At 66.6% G+C, this 25,709-nt stretch carries 23 protein-coding genes, 1 tRNA gene and 1 pseudogene; 13 read left to right on the top strand and 12 right to left on the bottom strand.

Annotated features, from left to right (window positions below; genetic code table 11):
* Window positions 1-12 precede the first annotated feature (12 nt).
* Both EV653_RS21440 and EV653_RS21435 read right to left on the bottom strand, forming a co-directional pair.
* Window positions 13-1,140: a serine hydrolase domain-containing protein gene (locus EV653_RS21440; RefSeq protein WP_134105502.1), complete on the bottom strand. Its 1,128-nt coding sequence runs from the start codon at window positions 1,138-1,140 to the stop codon at window positions 13-15.
* A 42-nt stretch (window positions 1,141-1,182) separates the two neighbouring features.
* A complete protein-coding gene (locus tag EV653_RS21435; RefSeq protein WP_134105501.1) occupies window positions 1,183-4,206 on the bottom strand; it encodes a PQQ-dependent sugar dehydrogenase in 3,024 nt (1,007 codons plus the stop codon).
* A 170-nt stretch (window positions 4,207-4,376) separates the two neighbouring features.
* Here EV653_RS21435 and EV653_RS21430 point away from each other — a divergent pair, with 170 nt between their 5' ends.
* Complete coding sequence (locus EV653_RS21430) at window positions 4,377-5,276, top strand: GIY-YIG nuclease family protein (RefSeq protein WP_166679507.1); 900 nt, start codon at window positions 4,377-4,379, stop codon at window positions 5,274-5,276.
* Between the two features lie 19 nt (window positions 5,277-5,295).
* A complete protein-coding gene (locus EV653_RS21425; RefSeq protein ID WP_134105499.1) occupies window positions 5,296-5,898 on the top strand; it encodes a SecDF P1 head subdomain-containing protein in 603 nt (200 codons plus the stop codon).
* Here the strand turns inward: EV653_RS21425 and EV653_RS21420 are convergent.
* From EV653_RS21420 to EV653_RS42200, 4 genes are all read right to left on the bottom strand, one after another.
* Window positions 5,888-6,619, bottom strand: coding sequence for a hypothetical protein (locus EV653_RS21420; protein ID WP_134105498.1), 732 nt, complete (start codon window positions 6,617-6,619; stop codon window positions 5,888-5,890). The genes EV653_RS21425 and EV653_RS21420 overlap by 11 nt on opposite strands.
* A 1-nt stretch (window position 6,620) precedes the next feature.
* Window positions 6,621-7,145, bottom strand: a complete 525-nt coding sequence (locus EV653_RS21415; RefSeq protein WP_134105497.1) for a SigE family RNA polymerase sigma factor — start codon at window positions 7,143-7,145, stop codon at window positions 6,621-6,623.
* A gap of 77 nt (window positions 7,146-7,222) precedes the next feature.
* The gene (locus EV653_RS21410; protein WP_134105496.1) at window positions 7,223-7,963 is read right to left on the bottom strand and encodes a TrmH family RNA methyltransferase; all 741 of its coding nucleotides are present in this window, start codon (window positions 7,961-7,963) and stop codon (window positions 7,223-7,225) included.
* Between the two features lie 4 nt (window positions 7,964-7,967).
* Window positions 7,968-8,285 (bottom strand): hypothetical protein, encoded by a 318-nt coding sequence (locus tag EV653_RS42200; RefSeq protein WP_238159938.1) that lies wholly within the window; start codon window positions 8,283-8,285, stop codon window positions 7,968-7,970.
* On the opposite strand from EV653_RS42200, the gene EV653_RS21405 reads away from it, so the two are divergent.
* The gene (locus EV653_RS21405; RefSeq protein WP_238159937.1) at window positions 8,272-8,685 is read left to right on the top strand and encodes an AMIN-like domain-containing (lipo)protein; all 414 of its coding nucleotides are present in this window, start codon (window positions 8,272-8,274) and stop codon (window positions 8,683-8,685) included. The genes EV653_RS42200 and EV653_RS21405 overlap by 14 nt on opposite strands.
* Before the next feature lie 6 nt (window positions 8,686-8,691).
* Window positions 8,692-9,651: a GNAT family N-acetyltransferase gene (locus EV653_RS21400; protein WP_134105494.1), complete on the top strand. Its 960-nt coding sequence runs from the start codon at window positions 8,692-8,694 to the stop codon at window positions 9,649-9,651.
* Here the strand turns inward: EV653_RS21400 and EV653_RS21395 are convergent.
* The gene (locus EV653_RS21395; RefSeq protein WP_134105493.1) at window positions 9,641-9,931 is read right to left on the bottom strand and encodes a DUF4287 domain-containing protein; all 291 of its coding nucleotides are present in this window, start codon (window positions 9,929-9,931) and stop codon (window positions 9,641-9,643) included. The genes EV653_RS21400 and EV653_RS21395 overlap by 11 nt on opposite strands.
* A 133-nt stretch (window positions 9,932-10,064) precedes the next feature.
* Between EV653_RS21395 and EV653_RS21390 the strand changes: the two genes are divergently transcribed.
* Window positions 10,065-10,259, top strand: a complete 195-nt coding sequence (locus EV653_RS21390) for a DUF3072 domain-containing protein (protein WP_134105492.1) — start codon at window positions 10,065-10,067, stop codon at window positions 10,257-10,259.
* On the opposite strand, the gene EV653_RS21385 is transcribed toward EV653_RS21390, so the two are convergent.
* On the bottom strand, window positions 10,256-11,671 hold the full coding sequence (locus EV653_RS21385; RefSeq protein WP_134105491.1) for a pyridoxal phosphate-dependent decarboxylase family protein: 1,416 nt from the start codon (window positions 11,669-11,671) through the stop codon (window positions 10,256-10,258). The two genes, EV653_RS21390 and EV653_RS21385, sit on opposite strands and share 4 nt — an antisense overlap.
* 39 nt (window positions 11,672-11,710) lie before the next feature.
* Between EV653_RS21385 and EV653_RS42195 the strand changes: the two genes are divergently transcribed.
* Window positions 11,711-13,129: an MFS transporter gene (locus EV653_RS42195; RefSeq protein ID WP_238159936.1), complete on the top strand. Its 1,419-nt coding sequence runs from the start codon at window positions 11,711-11,713 to the stop codon at window positions 13,127-13,129.
* Here the strand turns inward: EV653_RS42195 and EV653_RS21370 are convergent.
* Complete coding sequence (locus tag EV653_RS21370) at window positions 13,059-14,243, bottom strand: MFS transporter (protein ID WP_134105490.1); 1,185 nt, start codon at window positions 14,241-14,243, stop codon at window positions 13,059-13,061. The genes EV653_RS42195 and EV653_RS21370 overlap by 71 nt on opposite strands.
* A gap of 51 nt (window positions 14,244-14,294) precedes the next feature.
* On the opposite strand from EV653_RS21370, the gene EV653_RS21365 reads away from it, so the two are divergent.
* Window positions 14,295-14,367, top strand: a tRNA-Thr gene (locus EV653_RS21365).
* Window positions 14,368-16,151: 1,784 nt separating this feature from the next.
* Here EV653_RS21365 and EV653_RS21355 read toward each other — a convergent pair.
* Window positions 16,152-17,594, bottom strand: coding sequence for a DUF1254 domain-containing protein (locus tag EV653_RS21355; protein ID WP_202871769.1), 1,443 nt, complete (start codon window positions 17,592-17,594; stop codon window positions 16,152-16,154).
* 464 nt (window positions 17,595-18,058) lie between these two features.
* Here EV653_RS21355 and EV653_RS21350 point away from each other — a divergent pair, with 464 nt between their 5' ends.
* The 3 genes from EV653_RS21350 to EV653_RS21340 all read left to right on the top strand — a co-directional run bounded on the left by EV653_RS21350 (window position 18,059) and on the right by EV653_RS21340 (window position 21,005).
* Complete coding sequence (locus EV653_RS21350) at window positions 18,059-18,781, top strand: HNH endonuclease family protein (RefSeq protein ID WP_134105489.1); 723 nt, start codon at window positions 18,059-18,061, stop codon at window positions 18,779-18,781.
* A 212-nt stretch (window positions 18,782-18,993) separates the two neighbouring features.
* Window positions 18,994-19,785 (top strand): hypothetical protein, encoded by a 792-nt coding sequence (locus tag EV653_RS21345; protein WP_134105488.1) that lies wholly within the window; start codon window positions 18,994-18,996, stop codon window positions 19,783-19,785.
* Between the two features lie 269 nt (window positions 19,786-20,054).
* Window positions 20,055-21,005: a hypothetical protein gene (locus tag EV653_RS21340; RefSeq protein WP_134105487.1), complete on the top strand. Its 951-nt coding sequence runs from the start codon at window positions 20,055-20,057 to the stop codon at window positions 21,003-21,005.
* Window positions 21,006-21,669: 664 nt separating this feature from the next.
* On the opposite strand, the gene EV653_RS21335 is transcribed toward EV653_RS21340, so the two are convergent.
* Both EV653_RS21335 and EV653_RS21330 read right to left on the bottom strand, forming a co-directional pair.
* Window positions 21,670-21,984, bottom strand: coding sequence for a hypothetical protein (locus EV653_RS21335; protein WP_134105486.1), 315 nt, complete (start codon window positions 21,982-21,984; stop codon window positions 21,670-21,672).
* Window positions 21,985-22,166: 182 nt separating this feature from the next.
* Entirely contained in the window at window positions 22,167-22,514 is a 348-nt protein-coding gene (locus EV653_RS21330; protein ID WP_238159934.1) for a nucleotide pyrophosphohydrolase, read from the bottom strand.
* A gap of 228 nt (window positions 22,515-22,742) precedes the next feature.
* Between EV653_RS21330 and EV653_RS42190 the strand changes: the two are divergent.
* The 3 genes and pseudogenes from EV653_RS42190 to EV653_RS21315 all read left to right on the top strand — a co-directional run bounded on the left by EV653_RS42190 (window position 22,743) and on the right by EV653_RS21315 (window position 25,682).
* Window positions 22,743-24,542, top strand: a pseudogene (locus tag EV653_RS42190) (DNA/RNA helicase domain-containing protein).
* 275 nt (window positions 24,543-24,817) lie between these two features.
* Window positions 24,818-25,246 (top strand): hypothetical protein, encoded by a 429-nt coding sequence (locus EV653_RS21320; RefSeq protein ID WP_134105485.1) that lies wholly within the window; start codon window positions 24,818-24,820, stop codon window positions 25,244-25,246.
* Window positions 25,247-25,295: 49 nt separating this feature from the next.
* The gene (locus EV653_RS21315) at window positions 25,296-25,682 is read left to right on the top strand and encodes a VOC family protein (RefSeq protein WP_134105484.1); all 387 of its coding nucleotides are present in this window, start codon (window positions 25,296-25,298) and stop codon (window positions 25,680-25,682) included.
* Window positions 25,683-25,709 lie beyond the last annotated feature (27 nt).

Genomic DNA, 25,709 nt, shown 5'->3' with positions numbered 1-25,709 from the left:
CCCGACGCGGGCTTACGCCAGGCAGCTGCGAACGGCGTCGACCAGGCGGGTCGATCGGGCGTCTCCATGGCCCACCATCCTGTTCGCGGTATAGGCGAACGCGATGCCGTGCTCGTCGTCGCCGAACGCGAACTGGCCGCCCGCGCCGTCGTTCGCGAGGCTGCGAGGACCGAGGCTCGGGCGGAAGGGTGAGTCCAGCAGGAAGCCGGATCCCCAGCGTGCGCCAGCGTCGAAGCCCAGGTAGCTCGTGCCGGCGGAGACCTCGCGCGCCGCCCCGGTGACGGTGTCGCGCGACAACAACGGATCGGCGCCGTCGAGCCCGGTGATCGCTGCGGCGTACACACCCGCGAGACCCGTCGCGGAGGCCACGGCACCGGCGCCGGGCAGCTCGATCGACAGCAACGCAGGATCGTTCCAACCGTGCGGCTGATCGATACCGGGGAACGCCAGCGCCCCGTTCATCGTCACGATGCGCATCAACAGGTGCTCGGGATCCAACGCCTGCGGACGCCCCTCCGCTTCCGCCAGCCGGGCCAGGTTCGGCAACTCCGAAGCAGGCAACCCGATCCAGGCCCGCGACCCGAGCGGCCCACCGATGACGGTCCGGAAGTATGCCCCCGGCAACTGTCCGGTCAGCCGTCGGACCACCTCGCCGAGCACGAACCCGAACACATGCCCGTGATACTCGTACGTCGTCCCCGGCTCCCACAGCGGCTTCTGCTCCTCGATCGCGGTGATCACCGGCGTCCACGCCGCGATCTCCTCGAACGAGAGTGTCTGGTCCAGCACCGGGATCCCGGCCCGATGCCCGAGCACCATCCGGCAGGTGACGTCTTCCTTGCCGTTAGCAACAAACGACGGCCAGTAGGACCCGATCGGCTCGTCCAGCGACAACTGCCCCGACTGCGCGAGCAGGTGGACGACGACGCTCACCAGCCCCTTGGCGCAGGAGAACACCGGTACGACGGTCTCCTGCGACCACGGCCGCCCCGGCGCGGCATCGCCGTCCCAGAGCTCGACGACCTTGCGCCCACCGGCGTACACCGTGACGGCCGCGCCCAGCTCGGGGAACAGCGAGAAGTTCTCCGCGAACGTGTCCGCGACCGCGCCGTACCCCTCGTCCACCCAACCCTTGCTCATACAGCAGACGATAGGTCCGACGCGATCGTCACAACGACTGAATTACGGCAGCACCCACTTCTGGCCGATCGCGGTCGTGCAGGCCGCGAGGATGAGTTTGGTGCCGTTGGCGCTCAAACCGCCAGCGGCATTGAGACACAGGCCGGATGCTGCATTGACCAACGTACCGTTGGTCTGAGGCACCCAGCGTTGGCCGGGTGAACCGTCGCAGCTCCACAACACCGCCGGGGTGTTGAGCGTGGTGGTGCGAGCCGACAGGCATTTGCCCATCGTGCGGACGGTCCCGTCCTCGAGCGACGGCGTCCACAGCTGGTTCGCGGACGACTTGCAGGTGTAGAGCGTCGTCGGAGTACCGTCCGCGGTCGCGGCCTGGTAGACGTCGATGCACTTTCCGCCGATCCCGGTCGCGGGCCCGGTGTCCTGGAAGGCGCCGAACTCCCACAGCGAGTAGTAGCTGCCGGCAACAGCGCGCTTTGTTGCATTGATCCGCACATACCGGGCGTAGTTCGCACTGAACAGCAGGTTGTCGGTGCCGCCGTCGCCGGCCGTCGTCGAGTACACGGTCTTCCACGTCCGCCCGCTCCCGGACACCTGGATCTGGTAGGACTTCGCGTACGCCGTCGACAACCAATTGAGCAGCACCCGGTTGACCAGCTGCACCGATCCCAGATCGACGCGGAACCATTGCGGATCGGTCCGCGCACTCGACCAGGCCGTCGCCATCGACCCGTCAACAGCCTTCGACGCCTCCCGCCCGGCAAGATAGGTGCTCGAGGCAAGCGCCGGTCGGCCACGGGCAAGGTTCCGCTTCACGCCGTACGACGCCGTGTACGTCGTGGCCGTCGCCGGTGCGAAGAGGTTGTGGTTGCGCGCGCCGCCGTCCGACCAGGTCGCGAACCGGTAGAGCTGGTTGGCCGAGGACTGCACCGGATCCGCGGATACCGACACGCTCGACCTGACGATCACCGTGGAGGTGAACGGGGTCTTGGCCGTCGTGTTCAGAGCGGTCACCGGCAAACCGGCCGGTGAGGAGGCGAGCCCCAGCCCGACCGTCTTCGGATCGAGCCGCACGCTCTTCGTGTCGGTCAGTCCCTGCGCGTCCGTCGCGGTCAGCTTGAGTTCGAGGTACGACGGATACTCGTGATCCGGCGCCGTGAACGTACCGCTCGCCGCGGTCAGCGAGGTGATCGTGTGCGTGTGGCAGTCGCTCGGACAGTGATGCATGATCAGGGTCCACGTCAGCGCCGACGCTGGCAACGTCCCCTGCTCCGGATCGGTCGCCGAACCCGAGAAGCTGATCGTGTCCCCGACCTTCCAGGTCGTCGCCGGACCAGGTGACGTGATCAACGCGGTCGGCGCCGTATTCGCCACGTTGATCTGCATGGACGTCGTACCGGTCGTATGACCGTCCGAGACCTTCAACCGCGCGACGACTTCTCCCGCCGTCGTATAGGTGTGCTGGACAGTCGCGGCCGTCGAGTCGTCGTACACACCGTCACCGTCCAGGTCCCAGGCGTAGGTCAACGCGTCGCCGTCGGCGTCGTTCGAGGCTGTCCCGTCGAACGTCACCGTCAACGGCGTCGGCCCGCTCGACGGGTCGGCGTGGATCACCGCGGTTGGCGGGTTGTTCGTCGCGTCGTACACGTACCGGAGGATCCGGCCGTTGTCGTAGTCGACCGCGAACATGTCTCCGCCCGGACCGGTCTGCAGCTTCGTCGCGCCGTACCCCGAGGCGAAGGTCTGGATCTTCGCGGGATCCGGCAGACCGTTCGAGCCGGGCATCATCGCCCACACGCAACGGCGGCTGTAGTCCGCGAAGAACAGCGCGCCGTCGTACTCCGCCGGGTAGTTCCCGCCGCCGTAGAACTGCATCCCGGAGATCGACGAGCTGCCGACGGTGCAGGACTCGCCGGTCACGATGTGGTCGCTGTGCTTGTACGCGTAGTACGGCGCTGCGACCGCGGACGGGCCGGCGGCGTACAGGTTCTCGCAGAGGTTGACGTTGATCGCGTCGTACCCAGGCTGGCGGCCGGCGCCTTCGTAGCAAGGCCATCCGAAGTTCGTGACCCGGGCTGTCGGGTCGACGATCCGGTCGATCTCCTCCCAGGTCGAGTACCCGACGTCGCCGATCCACATCTCCTTGGTTCCCGGGCGGAACGTGAACCGCATCGGGTTGCGCAGACCGTTCGCGACGATGCGGCGCGTGTTCAGGTCCGCAGTGCTCGACGCCGGGTTGCCGGGTGCGGCCTGACCGGTGTCGGGATCGATGCGGATGATCGAACCGTCGAGACTGGTCGGATCGCCGGTCGTCCGTACGTCCTGCGCCCGGAGCGCTCCACCTTCGGCGGTCGGCGGGGTCAGCGTCGTACCGACGGCCGCAGGCCCATCACCGCAAGGGTTGTCGGCCGTAACGTCGGACGAGGGGTAGCCGTCCTGACCATAGTCGACGTAGTTGAAGCTCGCGCCGTCACCGCCGCCGGCGTACAGCATGCCGTCCGGGCCGAACTCGATCGAGCCGATCGAGTGGCTCGGAAACACCTGGCACCAGTCCTCGACCAGCACCTGCTCGGCGCCGTTCGCGTTCAGGACCGAGAGGCGGGCACTGGCCTGGCAGCCGTCGGCGGTCGGGCCGGGCGGCGAGGGACACGGGTCGTCGTTGGTGTCCGGCGTACCCCACTTGGGTGTCGGGCCGCCGATCAGTCCGTCGTGGGTGTAGAGCACGTAGATCCGTGGATCCGTTGGAAAGTTGGGGTTCAAAGCCATGCCGAGCAGGCCGCGGTCCCAGTAGTTGTAGACCTCGGTGCGCAGATCGGCGTACACGCTCGGTGTCGGATCGTCGAGCGAGTCGAAGACCTTGATCAGGCCGCTCTTCTCGGCGACGAACACCCGGCCGTCCGGCGAGAACGCGACGTTCGTCGGATTCGTCAGCCCGGTGAACACCACCTGCTCGCTGAATCCGGTCGGCGCGACCGCGGCCTGTGCCGGCGCGATCACGGCAAGCGGCAGCAACAGCAGGACACACAACGCAGGCAGCGCACGACGCAGCCATGTGGCGGATAACCTCACGAAGCCCCCCAGCCTCCCAAGTCCGGTGCCCGCCCTCACAGCCCCCTGCGAACACTCGGATCGCTCGCCAGAATGACTGGCGCGGTCTTGCTGCACAACCCCGGATCCGCATTCGTTTCAAACAATCAACCGAATATCACTCGCGCGGTCGGACCGTGCACACTGGGCTGATGATCAACAGCGTCCGGGAGTTGCCGACAGTGCCGGGCGTTTACCGTTTCCGTGACGGCGCCGGGAAGGTGCTCTACATCGGCCGCGCCCGCAACCTTCGGCGGCGCGTGCAGTCGTACTGGGTGAATCTCGGCGACCGCCCGCACCTGGCCCGGATGGTACGGCGGATCGCCCGCGTAGAAGGCGTTTCGTGCGACTCCGAACACGAGGCGGCGTGGTTGGAGCGGAATCTGCTCGAGCATGCCAAGCCGCGCTGGAACCGGGTCGAGGGCGGCGCGGAGGTGGTCGGCTACATCCGGCTCGCCACCGGATCCAAGCCAGGGTTGAGTTTCTCGCACACAGTCAGCGGTTCGTTACCGCACTTCGGTCCGTACCTCGGTGGGTTGCGGATCCGGCAGGCGATCTCCGGGCTGCATCGGGTGCTGCCGTTGCAGTACACCGTCTCCGGCGACGGTTCAGCCGAGGAGTTCGGGCGGCTGTTCGGGATCGGTCCGGGGGATCGCGAGGCGTTGGCGCGTACTGCGATCGCCGTACTGCAACGGGATCCGGCCGCGGTGGCGACGTTGCGGGAGGAACTGGTACGTCGTCGGGATCGCGCCTCGGCAGGGCAACGGTACGAGTTCGCGGCCAAGGTGCAGGGGGAGATCGAGGCGCTCGACTGGATCGTCGCCGAGCAGAAGGTCGCGTGGCTCGAGCCGCGGGAGGCGGACGTGTACGGGTGGGCGGACGGCGTACTCGTGCGGTTCGAACTGCGCGACGGGCGGATGTGCACGTGGACGCAGCGCGCGGTCGGTGAGGCGACGGCTCGGGAACGGGTGGCGTCCACGCCCGAGCTGTGGCGGACCTTCGCGCAACGCAACGCCGAGCTCGCGGCACGCCTGCTCAAGGTGACTTCTTGATTACTTAGCATGTGTTTCCATGACGCATCCGCAGTACCCGCCGCTCTTTCCGCAGCAGCCTCCGGCGAAGCGGTCGCGGGGTCCACTGCTGCTCGTCGGCGCCCTCGTGTTGCTGCTCGTCGCCATCGTCGCGACCGGTGTGGTTCTGGTCGTCAAGCGGAGCGACGACAAGCCTGCCGCCGCCGCGCCGGCCGCGCGTACCAAGCCGTCGGACCCGACCGCGGTCGAGTTCCGTCGCGTCCTGATGGTCAAGGCCGGTACCTGCCCATCGCCGGCACCCGCGGGTACGGCGTGTGATGCGAAGGGGATGCGCTACACCCTGGGCAAGGTCGAGCTCGACGGCAGCAACGTGACCGAGGTCAAGTCGGCGCTCCAGGAGAAAGGCGCAGGCGGTTGGTACGTCGGCCTGACGCTCGACTCGAAGGGCGCCACGCTGTTCGAGCAGCTGACTGCCGCCCTTGCCAAGCAGACCCCGCCCGCGAACCAGTTGGCGATCGTGGTGCGCGGCCAGGTCGTCACCGCCCCGAGCGTCCAGTCGGCGATCGCGGGCGGCAAGATCGAGATCTCCGGCGGCTACACCCGTGAGTCGGCCGAACAGTTGGTCGGGGAGATCACCGGCTAGCCGCGACGTACTCCGCTTTGCCCGCGTACTTGAACCGGACGATCGCGTGCGGGATCGGCCCCGGCCAGGGCGAGTGCTCCACGCGGCGGTAGACGAAGTACCCGTCCTTCACCTTCGCGACGCCGACATACCCGTCAGCGGTCTCGACGGTGACACGCGGGGGAGTCCCGGCCGGCACCGTGCCGAACACAGTCGTCACACTCGAGCCGGGTTTCGCGCCGCGCCCTTCCGCGGCGCTCTTCCGCAGTACGATCCCGGCCTTCGCACCGCCTGGTACGACGGAGAGCTTCGCGCCGTTGCCCCACTCGGTCGTGCAGAACGCGATGTTGCTCTTCGACCGCCGAACCATCGACATCCCGAATGTGTCCTGGACGTAGAGAACGACCTTCGGCCACAACCAGCCGTCGGAGGTCGAACCGTCCGCGGTGGTGCAGAGCCCGGTGCTGCCGCCGGGCGGCACCGATATCTCCGGGCGGGTCACATGCGATGTCGGTGTCACCGCCGGCGCGACGGGTAGGTTGTCGGATCGGTCGATCGTGCCGACAACAGCCGTCGTCGCACCTGCGACAACGGCAACCGCGGCAGCTGTTGCGATCGCGGTTGTCACGCGACGCCGGCGTACCTGCTTGCGTCCGGTCCGGACAAGCAGGTCAACGTCGGGGACGTACGGCGCCTGGGCGTCGACGGCCTCGGTCATCAGGTCCTTGAGCTCGTTCGTCATGTCAGCCTCCCAGTTCGGCGAGGTCGAAGTCGGCGAGGGCCGGGTGCAGCCGGAGCTTGTCGAGCGCGCGCATCGTCTGGCTCTTCACGGTGCCCGGCCGGCAGCCCAGTACGTCGGCGGTCTCGTCGACGGACAGGTCGTCGAAGTACCGCAGGACGACGCAGGCCCGCTGCCGTTCGGGGAGCTCGGCGAGCGCCTGCGTGATCACGAGCCGGCGCTCGGCGCGGCCGACATGATCGGTGGGATCGGCCTCGGCGGTGAAGTAGCTGTCACCGCCGACGAGCTCGGTGCTCGACCGGCGTCGCAGTCCGTCGAGCGTCGCCGAGACGACTACCTTGCGCGCGTACGCGACGATGCCGCCCTTGCGATACAACCTCGGCCAGCGCCGGTACAGCCGGAGCAGGGCCTCCTGGGTCGCGTCCTCGGCCCGTCGACGATCCCCGCAGAGCAGGTACGCCGTACGCCACATCGCGTTCGCGTGATGGGTCACGAACGCGGTGTATTCGCTCTCCGCCTCGCTGTCCAACCTGGCCTCCTCAACTCGCGCTGCGCAATAAACGCGTCATCGCGAGATTCGGTTGCATCAGCGGTTGGTGATTTGCCTCAGCGGTTCGTCACCTCGAAGGCGACGATGGCGGCAGCGACGGCGACGTTCAGGGATTCGACGCCGGCGTGCAGCGGGATCTGCAGGTCGGAGTCGGTGGACACCGTGATGCCGTTGGTCTCGCCGCCGAGCACGTAGACGGCGCGCGGGGCGAGGTCGGCCTTGAACAGCGAGTCCTGCGAGCGGGCGCTCAGACCGTAGACGTGGTACCCCGCCGTACGCAGCAGGTCGACCGCTGCCTTCGCGGTGGACGCGTTCACGATCGGCGCCTGGAACGCGATCCCGGCCGATGCCTTGATCACCAGCGGCCCGACGTGCGGCGTACCGGCCTTCGGCAGGATCACCCCGTCGAAGCCGGCGCCGGTCGCGGTACGCAGGATCATGCCGACGTTGCCCGGGTTGGTGACGCCGTCGAGCAGGAACACGTTCGTCGGCCGCTTCCCGCGGGTCCGGACGAACTCCTCCAGCGGCGTCATCCGCGGCGCGTCCACGTCCGCGACGACACCCTGGTCGTGCTTCCCGTTCCCCGCCAGCCACTTCACCCGGCTGGCAGTCGCCCGCTCGACCGGCGTCCCGTACTTCTCCGCGGCTCTGAGGATCTCCTGCATGGAGCCCCCGGTCGCGTTGTCCGCCAGCACCACCTTCGCGACGGAGAGCTTCGGATCGTGCAACGCCTCCAGCACAGGCTTCCGCCCGTACACGGTGATCCACTTGTCCCGCGGCGACTTCTTCGAATCCACCCGCCTACGGTACGCCGGACAACGTCACAGCCGGAAAACAGCTCGGTTCAAGCAATTGAATGCCGTCACCCACCGTCGAATTCCGGGCACCTAAAGATTTTCTCGCCAAAATGTCAACTTCGACCTCCCGGGACGCATCGAACAGGTGTCTCAAAGGGGGGACAAAAATGAAGCTGTTCCATTCCATCCGAACCACGATCGCTGTACTCGCGGTGGCGGCAGTTCCTGCCGTTGCCGTACCCGCAACCGCCTCGGCCGCCACAGCCTGCCGGACCGCCTGGGGTTCATTGCCGGAGGCAAGCAACAGGGTGAGCGCCGCCACCCTGGCCACGGTCCGCGCCGGCCGGCACGCCTGCTTCGACCGTGTCGTCTTCGACCTGACAGGCACACCGACCAGTTACAGCGCGCACTACGTTTCGAACGTCTTCCGCGCCGGCGCCGGTCACCTCGTCCCGATCCGCGGGGGTGCGAAGCTGGAGATCATGCTCGGCGTCCGCGAGTTCGACGACGACGGGCATTGGGCGTTCCAGCCTGCGAACGATTCGGAGCTGGCGAACGTCGCCGGATTCCGCACCGTCCGCCAGATCGCGTACGCCGGCAGCAACGAAGGCGCCGCCTGGGTAGGGATCGGCCTGCGTGCTCGTCTGCCGTTCCGCGTGTTCACCCTCGACGGTCCGGGCTCCGGCAGCCGAGTCGTCGTCGACATCGCCCATCGGTGGTGAGGCGCGATGACCACCGCCGTACTGCCGGCCGGGTACACGGCCCGGTCTCCTGTGCCTGCCGATTGCCAGGCGATCTTCGCCCTCGTCTCCGCGTACAACACCGCTGTGATCGGATCCGCCGACTGCACACTGGCCGACATCACCAACGGCATCGTTGACCCGGGATTCGAACCGCGGACCGACGGCTGGCTGGTCTTCGACCGGGACGTGCCGGTCGGCTACGGGACAGCCTTCGGCAAGGGCCATCGCGACGTGACCGAGATCGAGGTGCTGTCACGTGACGCGATGGTCGCCGGCTGGCTGTTCGACCGGTCCCTGCGGCGTGCAGCGGAGATGGGACGTGAAGCAGGCCACGCGGAGGTCACTGTCGACAGCTACGTCTACCGCGCCGACGCGTCCCTACGTGCCCTGTTGTCCGAGCACGAATTCAGCACCGGTACGACGTTCAACCGGATGCGGATCGACCACACCGAACCCGTCGCGGCTCCCGACGTACCGGCCGGGTACGTCGTTCGCCGCGGCATGGACGACGACCAGGCACGTCGGATCGCGCACGATGTCATCATCGACTGTTTCCGCGGCCAATTCGGTTTTGTCGTTCGTCCGCACGAAGAATGGCTCGAGGCGCGCGAGGCATATGCCAATTCCTCGTGGTCCCAGTTCACTCTGCTCGAGCTCGACGGAAAAGCGGTTGCGTTCCGCGACTGCAGCGATCGGGATGTCGAGATCGAGAATTGCGGCCACATCGACGGGCTCGGCGTGGTCGAGTCGGCTCGTGGGCGAGGTCTGGCCACGTACCTGCTCCGCGACGCCTTCGCCCTCGACGCAGCCGCCGGCCGCGCCGGCACGATCCTGCACGTCGACACCAACAACCCGACCCCGGCGCTGCACCTCTACCAGTCGGTCGGTATGCGTCCAACTCTGGTCATCGAGGGCTGGCGACGCACCATGCCGGCTACGCCGTGAGCGGGTTGGTCGCTTTCCCGTCCAGCCAGAGCAGGTTGCTCGGGTCGGAGTGGGTGCCCTTGGTGCCGACGTGCTTGTCGCTGATCTGCGGCCCGTTCTTGATCACGTGCACGAGCGCCATCGCGTGCCCGCGGCCGAGGTCGTAGTCCGCCTTGAGCCAGTCGCAGATCACCCCCGCCTTGACGTCCTTGTACCCCTTGCCCTCGGCCTCGTCGACCAGTTCCCGCGGGGTCCGGCCGGTCTTCTCCTCGATCTTGTCCAAGTACGCCTGGAAAGACATGTCTGTTTCCTCCTGTGATCGTTCGTACGCCTGAGCGTCGAACGACCTCGGCGGAAATCGACAGGGTGCATGGAAGTTGATCCGGTGGGTACTGGTCGCTCGACAATCGAGCGGGTGTTCGACGGGAGGAACAATGACAGTGCACCCAGTCCCGGACAAGGATCCGGAGGAGTGGACGACCGGCGAGGAGCCGATGACCGGCCCGCAAGCGTCGTACCTGCACACCCTGGCCCAGGAGGCAGGCGTCGACGTCCCGGACCAGTTGTCGAAGGCCGACGCCTCCCGCCTGATCGACGAGTTGCAGGACCGCACCGGTCGCGGGAACTAGCCCCGGACTTGTTGCAGACAGCGCAGGACGGCTGCGGCGGAGCGGTCGATGTCGGCTTCGTCGGTGGTCCAGTTGCTGACGGAGATGCGCATCGCGGCCTTGCCCTGCCAGGTGGTGCCGGACATCCAGCAGGTGCCTTCGTTCTGGACGTCGGTGATCACGCGGCGAGTGGTGGCGTCGTCACCGAACCTCACTAGGACCTGGTTGAGGACGACGTCGTTGAGGACCTGTACGTCGTTGGTTTTGAGGCGGTCAGCAAATCGACGTGCCATCGCGTGGCAGCGGTCGACGATCTCGGCGATGCCGTCACGCCCCAGGGCGCGAATGGCGGCGTACACCGGGGTGCCGCGTGCCCGGCGCGAGAACTCCGGGTTGTAGTCGAGCGAGTCGCGCTCGCCGTCCTCGTCCTGGATCAGGTACGCCGCCCGGATCGACATCGCGGCCCGGTGCGGCTCGGGATGCGCGCAGAGCACGATGCCCGAGTCGTACGGCACGTTGAGCCACTTGTGGGCGTCGGTCGCCCAGGAGTCGGCCCTGTCGATCCCGTCGACCAGTTGCCTGAGGCCCGGACTGACCGCGGCCCATAAACCGAACGCTCCGTCGACGTGCACCCACGCTCGGTGTGCGTGCGCGATCTCGCAGATCTCCGCGATGGGGTCGAACGCTCCGGTGTTCACGTTCCCGGCCTGGGCGCAGACGATCGTCGGTCTGTCGATCGCGTTGCCGCCCGCGCCGGTGGTCCGGCCGGGGTCCGCGTCGAGCGCCTCGGCCAGCGCATCGGCGCGCATCCTCCCTTGCTCGTCCACCGCGATCGGCACGATGCTGTTCGTCCCCAGGCCGAGGAAGCGCAGGGCGCGGTCGATCGTGTCGTGGCGCTCCGCCCCGGCCAGCACTCGGATCGGCGGCGCTCCGATCAGCCCGTCCCGCTCGACATCCCACCCGGCCCGTCGCAGTACCTCATGCCTCGCGGCCGCCAGCCCGGTGAAGTTCGCCATCTGCGCACCGGTGACGAATCCGACGGAGGTCGTGGACGGCAGGCCGAAGAGCTCGACCAGCCAGCGCGCGGTGACGTCTTCCACCACGGCGGCCGCGGGCGAGGCGGCGTACAGGCCCGCGTTCTGGTCCCAGACCGTCGTGAGCCAGTCCGCGGCGAGCGACGCGGGCGTGGCGCCGCCGAACACGAACCCGAAGAAGCGCCCGCTCCCGCTCGGCAACAGCCCGTCATCGACCCCTTTCGCAAGGTGTTCGACGACCTCCCGCGGATCCGTCGGCCCGGTCGGCAGCGGTCCGCCGAGCGCCTCGTGGAGCTCTTTTGACGTCGCTCGCGGGCCGACCCGTCGCTCCGGGAGATTCTCCAGATAAGTCAGCGCCCGCTCGTACGCCTCGGACAGCGGCCCCTCCCACTCAACCATTCCTCCTTTGTACGCCAGTCCCGGCGCTACAGTTCGCAGATGCGGATGCGGAGTCAGTGGCCGGCGATCGTCGGCTACTCATTGGTGGGCGCGGCCACCCAGCTCGTCTGGCTGAACTTCGCCGGCGTCACCACCGTCGCAGCCGCGCGCTACGGCGTCTCCGAGAGCGCGATCGGCTGGCTCGCACAGGTTTTCCCCCTCCTGTACGTCGTACTCGCGATCCCGTGCGGCCTGTTGCTGGACCGCTGGTTCCGCGCCGCCCTCATCGCAGGCGCCGTGCTGACCGCCGCGGGCGCCGTCGTACGCCTGATCGGCGACGACTTCGGCTGGCTCCTGGCCGGCCAGATCCTCGCCTCGATCGCCCAGCCCCTCGTACTGAACGCAGTCACCGGCATCACCGGCCGCTACCTCTCCGAAAAGGACCGCCCAACCGGCATCGCCGTCGGCACAGCCAGCATCTTCGCCGGCATGGTGATCGCGTTCCTCCTCTCCGCGATCTTCACCACCGCGTCCTCCCTGCCAACCATGCTGTGGATCACCGCAGTCTTCTGCGTCCTCGCCACAGCCATCCTGATCTTCGTCGTACGCCGTCCCGGCCCCTTCCAGCCCGCCCACCCAGCCGCTGCATCCCACCCCGCAGCCGCCCGCGCCGACGCCTCGGCTGCACCCACCGATGCGCCGGCTGAGCACGCAGACGCTCCGGCCGCGCACGCCGACTCTGCAGCCGCTGGCGCTGCCCACGCCGCAACTGCGCACGCAGACTCCGCAGCCACGCCTGCCGATCCGCTGGGGGCAGGTTCAGACGCTTCAGCCGCGCACCCAGGCGCGTCCACCGGCTCCGGCTCTGGCTCGCCCTCCCGGCCCGGTCGCGGCGCGCTTGCGGCCGCGTGGGGTGACCCGCTGATCCGCCGCCTGTGCGTGCTCGCGCTCTTCCCGTTCGGCGTATTCGTTGCCATGAGCACCTTCGCCCAGGCCCTTCTCGAACCAGCCGGCGTCAGCGGCGGCACCGCCAGCACCATTCTTCTGGTCAACGTGATCGCCGGCGTCCTCGGCAGCGCGATCATTCCGATCCTCGTCGCACGCCGCCACGCCGAGTCCACACTCCTCGTCGTCAGCCTCACCGCCACCGCCGCGGCCTGCGTACTACTGGCACTCGCCCCCGGCGTCCTCACCGGCTTCGTCGCGATCACCCTGATCGGCCTGCTCCTCCTCCCGGCCCTCCCGATCGTCCTCGAGTTGGTAGAACGCCGTACCGGAGAAGCCGAAGGCACGGCAGCCGGCCTGATCTGGATGTCCGGCAACCTGGGCGGCCTGATCGTCGCAGTCGTGGTCGGCCTGCTGGTCGATCACCCGTCCGCAGCTTTCCTCGTCATGGCCGCGATCGCGCTCATCGCCGTACCCGGGGCTCGCGCTCTCCGTCGCCCGATCGCCGAACTCCGATCGCAGTCACAACCGTAGCCAGCAACCCGCCGGCCCCCGCGGTGATGAACGTCGTACGGGCGTTCGTCTGCTGCAGCAGCAAACCGCCCAGCACGTACGAGAGCCCCGCCGCAAGCCCGATCGCGCCGTACAAGTTGCCGAACACCCGTCCCCGCATGTGCGCCGGTACGACGCGCTGCAGATGAGTGTTGACCCCGACATCGATCCCCGCGATCCCCAGCCCGCGAATGACCTGCAGCGCGAGCGCCGCCCAGATCGCCCACGCCAGCCCCGTGACCAGATTCCCCATGCTGCTCACAGCGAACCCGGCGAGCATCAGCGTCGGCATCTTCATCCGGCCCGCGTACCGAGCCAGGATCACGAACCCGACGATCAGCCCGATCCCCACCCCGGCGTACAACGTCGCCGACGCCGAGTCACTCCCGTGCAACTCGTCCTTCGCGAGAAACACCATCGCAACGTCATCCACCCCGTTGAACGCAACCACCGCGAAGAACCCGATCCCGATGACCCGGACTGCTTTGGTTCGCCAGATGTAGCCCAACCCGTCCCGCGCATCCTTCAGGAAACTGTGCCCCGACGGCTCAGCCCGCGGGATCCTCGGCAACCGACTCAGCATCGCCGCCGACACGAAGAACGTCACCGCGTCGATCAACAGAATCCCGCGTACGTCGGTCACCAGGAACAACCCTGCCGCGATCAGCGGCCCGATCGCCTCCAACCCATACGTCCCCGCCCCCAACGCCGAGTTGGCCGCCTCCAGCTCCTCGTCCTTCACCAACCCAGGCATCGCACTGCGCGAACTAGCCTGAAACACCGTCGCCGTAATACTCCTGAGCGCCACCATCACAAGCAGCACAGGCAACGGCGGCAGAACCAACCCCATCGCGACCGTCAGCACCCCCTGCGCCAGGTCGCAGACCACCATCACCCGCTTGAGATCGAACCGATCCCCGATCGCCCCCGCGAGCGCCCCGAACAAGCCCGGCACAAAGTCCCCCGCCAACAACACCAACGCCACCGCCAGCGCCGCCCCGGTCGTCCCCTGCACATACAGCAGCAGCGCCACCAACCCCAGCGAGTCCCCCAACACCGAAACCGCCCGGGCTCCCCAAAGCCACCGAAACCCCACAGACCCCCGCAGCACTCCCCACACAATCCACTACTATGTACCAGCACACCGGCCGGTGTGGCGCAACTGGCAGCGCACCGCTCTTGTAAAGCGGGGGTTAGGGGTTCAAGTCCCCTCACCGGCTCTCTGACCAGGGGATATGCCCGGGAGGTCATGGTCCAGGGACCTCCGGGCCATGGTTTACCCCATTGTTTTCGTCGCCCGGGGCTCCCGGCATGAGGCTGTCCAGTGCCTCAGCGGCCTCCGGGTTCCGAGCCTTCCGACCGAAGTACACATCCTGTGTCATCGACGGGCGGGACTGCCCGAGCTGGTCAGCCACCTGGCGCGCGGTTTGGCCGGCCTCATCAAGACGGGCCCCTCCAGGGCCCGAATGCGCGCCGCCACCGGAGGGCGGGACGCCTGCCCGCCACTCCGCTTCGCTGCGTTCTGGGCGCGTCCCTTGGCTTTGGCGCGCACGTGCTAACAGGGTGCCGGGTCGAAGGCAGCAGAACTCGCCATCAACGATCGACACTCTGTCGGTGCGCCACTCGCCCGAATGGCCGGCTACCCGCTTTGCCCAATGACCCGAGCCGCCCGGCTTCCGGTGGGTTCGCGCACCGCCCCGCTAGCAATCATGGAGAGGTGCAGTCCGGTCCGGCACGCGTCAAGGGCGCCTCCGGCGTCGCAAGCGATCGAGCAAGCTCGACCCTTGACCCGCACCGGACCTGAGGTCGGCAGCTATCGGGGCGATGCGGGAGGACTGTCCGGGCGCTTGACACATAGCCGCCATCGGAGGCCGCGAAGCGCTGCGCACGGCCCAGACTCGCCGGGCCTGCGCACCAAGCCTATCGCCTCAGCTGGTCTCGCTCATTCCGGTTCGCCGCCCCTATCGCATCCAGCTACAGCTAAGTCGAACGCTTCGCTCACCTGAACGGCAGATCGATGTGACTATCGCAATGGCAGTGACACTCTGGAGTGTGATCCCACGCGATGTCCGGGCTGTCGTCCCTTAACTCAGGGTGGTCATGCTCCCTGATGTGCCGCTTAGCCGTGTAGTAGTCGCTGGCCTCCGTCAGTCGGGGACCGCCCGTGGCATCGATTCTCGCCACGGTTCTCCTGTCGCGCTGGACCTGCCGTTCCAACCACTGCTGCGCGGCCCGCTGCCGTCGCTTGTCTGCCCGCTTACCCATCCGAACCTCCCTGCAGGAAGCCCTCAGCTGACGTGCACGTCCGCCGATGCTTGGCCGTCCCGTTCCGCCGCCCGCTGACTAACCGTGAGGTGAACAGACCCAGGCCCTGTCGGTCATTGGTTGCTTCTGACCGGTGGGCAACTGTGCCACCACGATGAACCACCCGCCGCCGAAGCACAACCCCCGCTGGCCGGCAAGATCCCCCCAGATCTCCGGCGCCGGGGCACGGAGAGCAGCGGGAGGCGAGCCGTCGGCAGGCTACCGGGCAGAAGGTGCTGGTCCCCATGGTTTAGCCCATGGTTTTCAATGCGAAACGAGACCACAAGTCGACCGGCGACGAATTGCCTCGCTGGCCAGAATCCTCGTGTCACAAGGGCTTTGAGCATCAACGCGTACCAACAGTAGGTGAGTACCCAGAAAGCGGGGGTTAGGGGTTCGAGCCCCCTCACCGGCTCTCTGACCTGGCGATATTGCCGCGGTCTTATGGAGTATTGAGTCCCAGCTCACCACTTACTCACCGGAATCGCCTTTCGGAGGGCGTTCGCGCAGACGACCGGAACGTTGACCGAACCGAGCGGTGTCGTCACCGTGTACCTCGCGTTGACTGCGCGCGAGAAGACGGGAAAGTCCATCTTCTAGAGGTCGCCGACATCCCGAACACCGCCCTGTCACTCACGAGACCGCCACATCCGTGTGTGCTGAACGGATAACCTCTGCTTCCTGCGCAACCAGCGGTTTGTCAGTCGAGGCGCTCGAACTCGTTGAGCGTCCAGGTCCGATCGAACCACGCTTGGAGTGGTCCGTAGAGCCGGAAGAGCTGGAACCAGGACTTGCCCGGGAGTGTTTCCACCCAGTTCGATTCCTTGCCCTGCGGGGCGGTGGGTCCGAAGTACAGGTCGTAGGAGCCGTCGTTGTTGGCCTGGAGGGTGCCGGTGTTGCTGGCGACGGCCGGCCAGATCGTGGAGGGCACCTGCAGCAGGGATCGGGTCTGGGTGTCGTAGACGTCGACCGCCCAGAAGTTCTTCGCCGGTGGGTTCGGGTCGACGTGGAGCCGGTAGGTCAGGGATCCGTCCAGGAGGTCCCCGTTGCTGTCGTGGATCGTGTAGGCGTAGGCGGAGCCCGCACCGACCTGGGCGTGCGCCATGGCGGGCGTCACCACCGTGGCGAGGTAGTGGTACTGGGTGCGCGCATCGAGCAGGCGGGCGCCGTTGCGGAGGAACTCGTAGTTCCCGCCGACGAAGGGGATCTTCCATGACCCGTAGAGCGTGGCTTCGGGGTCTCGGGGTTCATAGGCGAGGGTGCGCGCCAGCCCGGCGCCGATCTCGGCTGCCCGGGAGAGAATGGCGCGCATCCGGTCGTCGGGCGCGAATGGCTGACCGTGGGCGAGACCGATCCCCGCGAGCTGGCCGGCGCGTTCGGCATCAAGTGCCTCCGTCGGCTCCTCCTGGATGAGTTCGTCGAGCTCTTCGAAGAAGGAGAAGTCGTTGCCGTGCACCGAGTTCAAGGTCGCCTCCGCCAAGTCGACGAACTCGTTGTCAGCCGGCGCCACGCCCTGCGAGAGCGGGTAGATCCGGCTCTGCTTGATGGCGGGGACGCCGCCGAGCGCGCGGAGCACGACCCAGTTCGTGTACGTCGAGCAGCGGTAAGCGAAATACCCGTCCGGGACGTCACCGTCGTAGCCGGGTGGCATGAACAGGTACTTCCCGCCCTGGCCCCGGTCGGGGCCCGCAATGCCCATGTCGGCGACATAGCGGAACCAGAAGTCGTCGACGACACAGAGCGAGTCCGGCGGCGCCTCGATCACGGTCGGGCCCCACGCCTTGAGATCCAGGAACGTGGTCCCGTAGGTGGTTTCGGTGTTCGGGGTCAAGTAGAGACTCCCGGAATTGGCCCGCGGCTCGGTCAAACCGATGACGCGTGCCGAGGTGATGCCTGCAGACCGCAGGCCGCGACGCATCGCCACCAGCGACGCACCAGGGACCGCGTTGAGGAACACCTCGATGCCACGCATCAGGTCGAGCGCGTCGTACGCCGTGGACACCGTGTCCGGTCGCGGCACCCCGTCGAAGAACTCGAGCCGCCCGAACGGCGAGTCCACCGTGTCGGGCGAGGAGACCGCACCGACCGCCGCCTTCATCTGGTCCGCCGACAGCCCTGAACCGACTGAGCTCGTGCCCACCATGGCGTGCCCCCACTGCGATCGACGCTCCTGACCGCCCAATCTCGCAGCCGTCCACGGCACTTTCTTCATCCGCGAGGGGTGAGCCGCCCCGCGCCGAGCCGACGGCCGGATGCCGCATGCGGCCTCCGGCCGTTCACCGCCTGCGCACGCTCTCGGTGCCGTTCCCGTTGCGGCCGCCATCGCGGCACTCTCAGGTGTGATAGTCGTCGGTCTGAGCCGCCGCCGGCAACAAGCGCCGTCTCCTTCTCGCTGATCGTGGCGTAGTACCGCGCCGGCGGACGTCGAGGCCAGCTCATCGGCTGCTGAGCCCGAAACGCTTCCTGCTGCACGGGTACGTTTCGCGCTGTCAGCAAGCTGGTCGCTGCACGGCGGGCGCCGGCTCGACAGACCCTGTCGAGCCGAGCTTGGTGGAGTTGTTCGGAGTGCCTGAATTCGAAGCAGCGTTCGTGGTTTAGGGTCGCGTGATGCGCTCCCTGCTTGCTGTCCTGATCCTCGGCTTCGCAACTGCAGGGTGCGCCTACCCAGCGTCCGGTGCCGACCCGGCCGCGTCCAAACAGGCGCCTCAAGCGACGCCCAAGACCAATCCCGGTGCCGTTCAGCCAGCAGCTGGGAGGGCCAAGCTAATCGCTGCCGAACTTGGCAAGATCCGGGTCGTCACGGCACGGCCGCACATACCCGGATACAGGCGCGACCAGTTCGGGCAGACCTGGACCGACGATCACGACGGCCGGGGTGGCCACAACGGCTGCGACACCCGCAACGACATACTCGCTGCCCAGTTGGCCGCAGTGCAGTACCGCGCCCGCTCCCGATGCGTGGTCATCGCCGGCACCCTTCGCACCGACCCGTACACCGGTCAACGAATCGACTTTCGCAAGACCGACGCGACCAAGGTCCAGATCGACCACGTGTATCCACTCGCCCGCGCGTGGGACATGGGCGCGGCGCGGTGGCCACGGCAGCGACGCGTCGACTTCGCCAACGACCAGGCAGCCAACCTGCTCGCTGTCGACGGACCGGCCAACGCCTCCAAGAACGACGACGGACCCGGCGAGTGGCTGCCACTCAACCGTAGTTACCGGTGCACCTACGTCCTGCGATACCTCCAAGTCGCCTACAAATACGCACTACCCATCACCGCTGCCGACCGCGACGCCGCCAACGCGATTACCCGAACTTGCCCGTGAGCGGAGTCGAACCAGCTCAGCCGGAGGATAAGAGCTGACCACGATCTCCGAAAATCTGGCGGAGGCCCCATTGCGGCCGGTCGCGGCAGATCCGGTCGCGTGGACTCGACGATCAGCCCTTGCCTCGATTTCACGCCAGGAGGCGTCGCGTAGCAGACAGGCAGGGGTTTGGAGGCTATGGAGCCGTTCAGCTCGTCGATAGTCTGCTCGACATGTCCGTGTCCCAGGCAGACCGCGCAGCTCTCACTCCGATACTTGAGGCGCAACCGGACCTTGACCGCTGGCGGCTCAGGGCGAAAACCGTAGAAGAACCAGAGAGCGGCAGCGATCTAGCGCTTGACGACAAGATCTTTCCGCACATGGCGATCAGCCAACTCGCACGGACGTCACTCGTGTTTTCCGGCGAGCATCTGCGACTCGCGCTCGATGCTGTGCATGCCAAGCAGTTGTATCCCTCGTCGCACTTCACTGTGTTGCGCGGCGCCCTAGTTGGGGCAGCTCAGGGGGTGTGGATCCTGAGCCCTGACGATCGCAGGGAACGTCGCGAGCGAGGTCTTACCGTCCTCGCCGAGATGTACAGCCAGATGGGCAAGTACTACGACTCCCTCGCTGGGCTATCTCAGGACGACCAGGAGAGGATCGATGATCAGAAGGATCGGTTGAGTGACCGCAAGGCTGGCGGTACGGCCGTGCGAACAGGCAGGGCGGGCCTCAACCTCACCGATGTCATCCGAGCCTCAGCCGAGGACACCTTCGCCAGCGCTGGCCACCACGAAGCGGTCTGTCAGCTGTGGCGTGAGACGAGTGCCGACGCGCATGTCCTGGGTTGGTCAGTTTTTCGGCGCTCGTCATTCGGATCACCCGACCGGCGAACCGGCATTGGCGTGGCTCAAGCCCCTGGAAGTCCAGGTCATGTCGCCGAGGCGTTCCTACCTTCCTATCGAATGCTCAAGCACGGCTGGTCATTGTTCGACCGCCGGTGCGAGCAACGGACCGGGGAATGACAACGCCGGCGCGCGTCGCAGCACGTCCCACTGCCGCGAACATCGACAGATCCGGTCGCCGCGCGGCGTGCGACCGGCGCCTCAAGTGCCGATAGTTGACTAGTACCGCCGGCGTTGGAGTGAGGGGCGTAGCCGGCCGGAGTCTTTCGACAACCCATGATCCGGCGAGTGAGGAACTTGCAAGGGCGGGAATTGATGAGCCGGGGATAGCAGCCGTAACGTGATGAGTTCCCGGTAACGCGGAGTACTCACCCGGCGATGTAGGGGCCATGAGACTGCGACGTGTTGCACTCGCGCTGGCCGGGCTAGGCCTGGTCACCGCGGCAGCGGTACCGGCGGCCGCGACCACGGTCAAGCCCGGATCTGACTCGTTCCGGGCCGCCGGGAAGAAAGCCGAAAAGCTCCCCACCACCGACGCACAGGCCGCTACAACGGCGTGCGGGGTCGGTGTCGGCGCTGTGAACGCCACCGGGACGGCCGGTGGGTACGACGTGACGGCCACCCGGCCGCCCACCGTGAACCCGCTCGCCCCGTACAAGCTCTTCGGCGTCCGTTCCAGCGCCAGCTGGTACCTGGAGGGCGACGGCACGACGGGCTTCTACCACGGGCTCGTCCTGCAGGGCGACAACCTGTACGGCGCGATCACCACGTACCAGGGGTCGGCCACCACGCCGACCGTCCGGGCCATCAAGCTGGGCACCGGCTGGCGCGGGTTCAGCCAGATCACCGACTCCAACTACGTCTACGGGGTCAACGAGCACGAGTTCCTCTACGGTTTGCACGCCAACGGATCGCTCTACCGGTACACGGTCGAGGACCAGGCGCGGTCATACGGCTCGGCGCCCGGCTTCGGTTCGGTCAAGGCGATGACCCTGATCGCCGAGACGGCGACGTACGACACCCTGCTGGTGCTGACCAAGGGCGGCGCGCTCTACACGGTGCACGTGCCGGTCACGCTGCCGATGAAGCCGGTCGTGAAGCAGGTCCGTGCGTCCGGGTTCGCCGCGTTCGACTCGCTGGTCGCCCAGCGGTGCGGCGCGACCAGCACGCTACTGACCGCGTTCGACCACGACACCAACACCGCCACCGTGTACGCCGTCAGCAAGGCCACCGGTACCAGCACAGTGATCAAGAGCTACGGCACCTTCAAGGCCACGTTCGGTGCGAAGGTCCATTTCCTGCTCACCGGCGGCGCCGGCCCGCAGCGACTGGGCGAGTGACCCAGCTCTGACAGCCGTGTCCCCGTCCAGCCGAGCTGGGCGGGGACACCGCTTTTCGAGCGCTCGGCGGCGGCCCGTGTACTACGCGAGGTCCCAGCTGTGCGACGAGCACACTGACCCGCACCCGCTCGAGCGAGACCGTCCCTGCGCTGCCCGACGTTAGGCGTACGGATCGAACCGGTATCCCACGAGGCGCATAGGGTCGCAGGTTCCGATGGTGGTTCGGCCGGCTCGTCTGGCACCGGTGCGCCGTCCGTCGCTCCCATGGGATCATTCGTGGTGCGAAATGGAGTCGAAGAGGGTCGGCTCGCGGGGCCAGAGTCCCTTCGAACGCAGCCTTCTGACGCCCAGAGAGGCTGGTTACTAGGGCATCATTGCCCCTTTTAATCCGCGGGTGTGGTTTCAGTCCCACGGGGTCTACCAAGCCCAGTCAGGGCACACACGACGGCGGCGGCCACCCCTCAGCCCAAACTTTTGCCACCCTTTGGCCGTCTGACTCCTCTCCGAGGCCGGTGCCGAACACGGCATTAAAGACTTCGCCGGCCCGGCGTTGCAGATCTTCCGACCGAGATATCCATCTGGGTCATCGAGACTCGGCTGTGCCGAGCTGGCCCGCGATCGGCAGCGATGCCGTGCCTGTGATTTGGGGCGGTGCTTCGGGCGGTCAGATGTCGGTTGCATCCTCCCGCGCAGCGGCAGCCCGCTTGCGTACGTTGACCTGACAGTTCGGGTGCGTGTTGATCACTTCCTTGAGCTGATCAATCGGCAAGATCGCGTCGAGATGCGCGCGATGGGTCTGATCTTCCGCTTCCCAGTCCCTGTCGAGATGGGGCATCTCGTGGTCAAGCACCAGCCTCGCCAGCTCGTGAAGTGTCTGGCGCCACCAAGTCGGGAACACCGCAACGTCTACAACTGCGCGTTGCAGTGCGAAGAGCGCGCGCAGCCACTTCTCCGCGAGTTCAGGACTCCTCGCCAGCATTCGGCCTAGTCCTGCTGCATCCGGACTGCGGGATCGGAAGAGAACCGCAACCCGCGGGGGAGTTCGACGACCGTCAACGGCCCGTATTCCACGGCCCGCGTGATGAACAGCTCCACGTGCTACGCAGGCATCACTCACGCTCTACTCTCAGTGGGCTGGCGGACATGTCGGCGTGGGAGTTATCAGTGCTTCTCTGGAGCCTGGCCGCGGACTTGTTCAGGTGGAAACCGGAGTGAAGAACCCCGCAGCTTGCGGGAGGCTGCTTCGCCAAGGTCGATGTCTACGACGTCGGCGAGGCGGACTAGGTAGAGCAGGACGTCGGCCAGTTCGTCGCTTACGCGGCTGTGGAGGGGGTCGTCATGGACGCGGGCGGCAGCGGTGTCGGCGGGGAGCCATTGGAAGAGTTCAGCTAGTTCGCCTACCTCGCCGACCAGGGCGAGGATGAGGGACTTTGGGTCGTGGAACTGGGACCAGTCGCGTTCTTCGGTGAACTGGCGCATGCGGTCTCGTAAGTCGATCAGATCGGACACGCCGCGAGCATGACACGGATCATGCGGGCCGCGCTGGCTCGGTAGAGTCGGGGGCGCGGCCCGACGGGCTTCCGCTGAGCGGCAGCGTTCGCAGGACATGCCCCCACCCGCACGACCTTGATTCGTGCTGCCCTGGGGACTTCAACCGTGACGCTGTTCCGCCAATCCGGCGCTGGTTTCGTGACGCTGACGCTTGACCAGCAATTCGCCTTGAGGATCGCTGAGCAGATGCTGTTCCACACAGGTCATCGGCCGGCGCCGGCAGAGATCCGGTCGTGGGAACGCAGCCTGCCTGTTCTTGCTCACGACCTCGAGCAGGCCGGCCTCAGCAAGGTCGAAGTACTCGTCGAACATCACCTTCCGCTGACCTCGAAGCGGGCTGACGTCGTGCTCGCCGGTCGCCACCCACGGACAGGCGAACCGTCGTACGTCGTGATCGAACTCAAGCAGTGGAGTCGCGCAGTCGCCTGGGATGATGATCGGGAGCTCGTTCTGATCGACGGTTATCCGAATGCACCTCGACTGCACCCGGTCGCTCAAGTGCGAGGGTATTGCGAGTATCTGGCCGACTTCGCCAAGTTTTTGGACGGCCAACCGGACGCTGTTGCGGGTGCGGCGTACCTGCACAACGCCATGGCCGAGGCCGATGTGCGGGATCTTTACGACTACCCGCAGGACAATCGAGGGCGACTCTTCACCGGTGCGCGCCGTGACGAGTTCATCGAGTTTCTGCGCGATCGGCTGGACCCCGATGTTCCAGGCAGCCCGTACGCCGATCAGCTGATCAGCTCCGCGATCGCGCCGTCCAAGCAGCTGCTCGCCGTGGCAGCAGACGAGGTCCAAAGAAGAGAGCAGTTCGTCCTGCTCGCCGAACAGAAGCTGGCGCACTCGTACGTGCTGCACAAGGTTGAACGTGCGCGGAGCGGCGACAACAAGTCGGTAGTCATCGTCACAGGAGGGCCCGGGAGCGGCAAGAGCGTGATCGCTCTGTCCCTCCTGGGTGACCTGGCTCGTCGCGGACGCAGCGTTCTCCATGCAACCGGGTCACGTTCGTTCACCCAGACGCTCCGCAAAGTCGCCGGCCAGCGGCAGCCTCGCGTGCAACGGATGTTCAAGTACTTCAACCAGTTCATGGAAGCAGAGCCGAACGACCTGGACGTTCTGATCCTGGACGAAGCTCACCGCATCCGGGAGACCTCCGTCGACCGCTACACCAAGGCTGCGCTCCGGACCGGCTGACGGCAGGTCGACGAACTGATCGCCGCTGCGCGGGTACCGGTGTTCCTGCTCGATCAGCACCAAGTTGTGAAGCCGGGCGAACTCGGGACCGCGGAAGAGATCCGACAGTACGCCGCTGACCTCGGCTTCGAGGTGTTCCAGATCGACCTCGATGCGCAGTTCCGCTGTGGCGGCAGCGAAGAGTATGTCCAGTGGGTCCAACGCCTCCTGGGCCTCGCGGAGGACGGACCTGTCGAATGGCAGGGTGACCCGGCATTCGATGTTCGAGTTGCCGACAGCCCCGAAGCCATGGAGTCCCTTCTCAAGGACAAGATCGCGGGCGGCTATGGCGCAAGGATTTCAGCCGGCTACTGCTGGCCGTGGAGTAACCCGTGTCCTGATGAGATCCTTGTCGAGGACGTCCAGATCGGCGGTTGGGCTCGTCCTTGGAACGTCAAGGGTGAGCGCAAGGTGGGAGAGGCTCCGCCCGCGGCCCTGTGGGCGACCGATCCGAACGGTTTCGGTCAGGTCGGCTGCATCTACACGGCGCAGGGCTTCGAGTACGACTGGAGCGGCGTCATCCTCGGGCCGGATCTGGTTTGGCGCAACGGGCGGTTCACGACTGTCCGCGACGCCAACAAGGACCCTGCCTTCAAGAACCGGAAGGCGACCGATGACGCGGCGTTCGACCGCCTGATTCGTAATACCTACAAGGTCCTCTTGACCCGAGGAATGACGGGGACAGTCCTCTACTCCCCGGACGCCGAGACCCGTGATGCCCTTCATGAATTGGTCGGGACCGCGAACTGATCAGTACATGGTCGGCTCGAGGATCAGGAGCGATGCTGGGGCCAACGGAAGTGTGACGTCCACGGACACGTCGCCGTCTGCTGTCAAGAGGCGTTCGGGAGCGATCTGCTCGAGGGCCCGGTGACCCTTGATCTTGGTGAGCTGTTCGGCGGTTGGGTCGTGGGGTAAGCCGAGGGCTTGCCAGGTGGTGAAGGAATTGCTGTGTTGGCGGGTGGTTGCGGATCGTGGAGGGAAGGAGGAACGTCGTTGGGAGGGGGGCGGGTGGGAGGTGGGCGGTGAAGCTGGAGCATCTTTGTGATGTTGAGTGGCGTTACGACCTCGTCAAGACGATTGAGCCGTCGGGGGCGGGGGACGGTCTGCTGTACGGGCAGGGGACCGCGGTGTTGGCGGGGCGGCTCGCCGGGACTGCGCGATGGTCCAATAACCCCAGGCTCGAGGGCGGGTACGCCCACCCTGATGCCCGGGGAGTGATCGACGTCGGCGATGGCGGCTTTGTGCTGTTTCGGTTGACCGGGCTGTCGAACGTCACCGATGGCTCGGGTCTGCATGTTCTGACGTTCCAGACTGACCACGAACCTAGCCGGTGGCTCAATCGTGTGCTCGCCATCGGCGAGGGCGCTATCGACGTTCAGCGCGCCGCACTGTCGATGCGCTACTACAGTTGCGAGGTCGACTACTTTCCACAGGTCCCGGCCGACGACTGAGCAGAGTGGTGAGCATGGGGCAGCTGAGAACAGGCCACGGGAGAGTGCGATGAGTGTCGAACTGAACCACACGATTGTGCATGTGAAGGATCGGTGGGCTGCGGCTCGCGATGTCGCAGAGGTCCTCGGTTTGCCGGAGGCGCGGGCGTACGGACCGTTTGCCGAGCTGAAGTTGGACAACGGGGCGAGCCTGGACTTCATGGACTCCGAGGGGGAGATCCACGGCCAGCACTATGCGTTCCTGGTGAGCGAGGAGGATTTCGACGGCATCCTCGGTCGCTTGCGGGACGAGGGTCGCAAGTGGTGGGCCGATCCGTTCAAACGCCAACCGCAAGAGATCAACCACGGCGATGGCGGCCGCGGCCTCTACTGGGAGGGCCCGGACGGGCACTGGCTGGAGATCATCACGCGTCCCTACGGCAGCAGTACTGACTGATTCTGATGGCTGCCCTCTCGGGCTTAG

It is taken from the genome of Kribbella pratensis (assembly GCF_004365355.1).
Lineage (GTDB): Bacteria > Actinomycetota > Actinomycetes > Propionibacteriales > Kribbellaceae > Kribbella.
The sequence above is the reverse complement of the archived record's forward strand: the minus strand, read 5'-3'. Positions and strand labels throughout refer to the sequence as shown.

Bases quoted from the DNA above. Each gene is read 5' to 3' on its own strand.
- EV653_RS21440 (WP_134105502.1), bottom strand. From the start codon at position 1,140: ATGAGCAAGGGTTGGGTGGACGAGGGGTACGGCGCGGTCGCGGACACG.
- EV653_RS21430 (WP_166679507.1), top strand. From the start codon at position 4,377: ATGATCAACAGCGTCCGGGAGTTGCCGACAGTGCCGGGCGTTTACCGT.
- EV653_RS21425 (WP_134105499.1), top strand. From the start codon at position 5,296: ATGACGCATCCGCAGTACCCGCCGCTCTTTCCGCAGCAGCCTCCGGCG.
- EV653_RS21420 (WP_134105498.1), bottom strand. From the start codon at position 6,619: ATGACGAACGAGCTCAAGGACCTGATGACCGAGGCCGTCGACGCCCAG.
- EV653_RS21400 (WP_134105494.1), top strand. From the start codon at position 8,692: ATGACCACCGCCGTACTGCCGGCCGGGTACACGGCCCGGTCTCCTGTG.
- EV653_RS21395 (WP_134105493.1), bottom strand. From the start codon at position 9,931: ATGTCTTTCCAGGCGTACTTGGACAAGATCGAGGAGAAGACCGGCCGG.
- EV653_RS21390 (WP_134105492.1), top strand. From the start codon at position 10,065: ATGACAGTGCACCCAGTCCCGGACAAGGATCCGGAGGAGTGGACGACC.
- EV653_RS21385 (WP_134105491.1), bottom strand. From the start codon at position 11,671: ATGGTTGAGTGGGAGGGGCCGCTGTCCGAGGCGTACGAGCGGGCGCTG.
- EV653_RS42195 (WP_238159936.1), top strand. From the start codon at position 11,711: ATGCGGATGCGGAGTCAGTGGCCGGCGATCGTCGGCTACTCATTGGTG.
- EV653_RS21355 (WP_202871769.1), bottom strand. From the start codon at position 17,594: ATGGTGGGCACGAGCTCAGTCGGTTCAGGGCTGTCGGCGGACCAGATG.
- EV653_RS21350 (WP_134105489.1), top strand. From the start codon at position 18,059: ATGCGCTCCCTGCTTGCTGTCCTGATCCTCGGCTTCGCAACTGCAGGG.
- EV653_RS21345 (WP_134105488.1), top strand. From the start codon at position 18,994: ATGTCCGTGTCCCAGGCAGACCGCGCAGCTCTCACTCCGATACTTGAG.
- EV653_RS21340 (WP_134105487.1), top strand. From the start codon at position 20,055: ATGAGACTGCGACGTGTTGCACTCGCGCTGGCCGGGCTAGGCCTGGTC.
- EV653_RS21335 (WP_134105486.1), bottom strand. From the start codon at position 21,984: ATGCTGGCGAGGAGTCCTGAACTCGCGGAGAAGTGGCTGCGCGCGCTC.
- EV653_RS21315 (WP_134105484.1), top strand. From the start codon at position 25,296: ATGAGTGTCGAACTGAACCACACGATTGTGCATGTGAAGGATCGGTGG.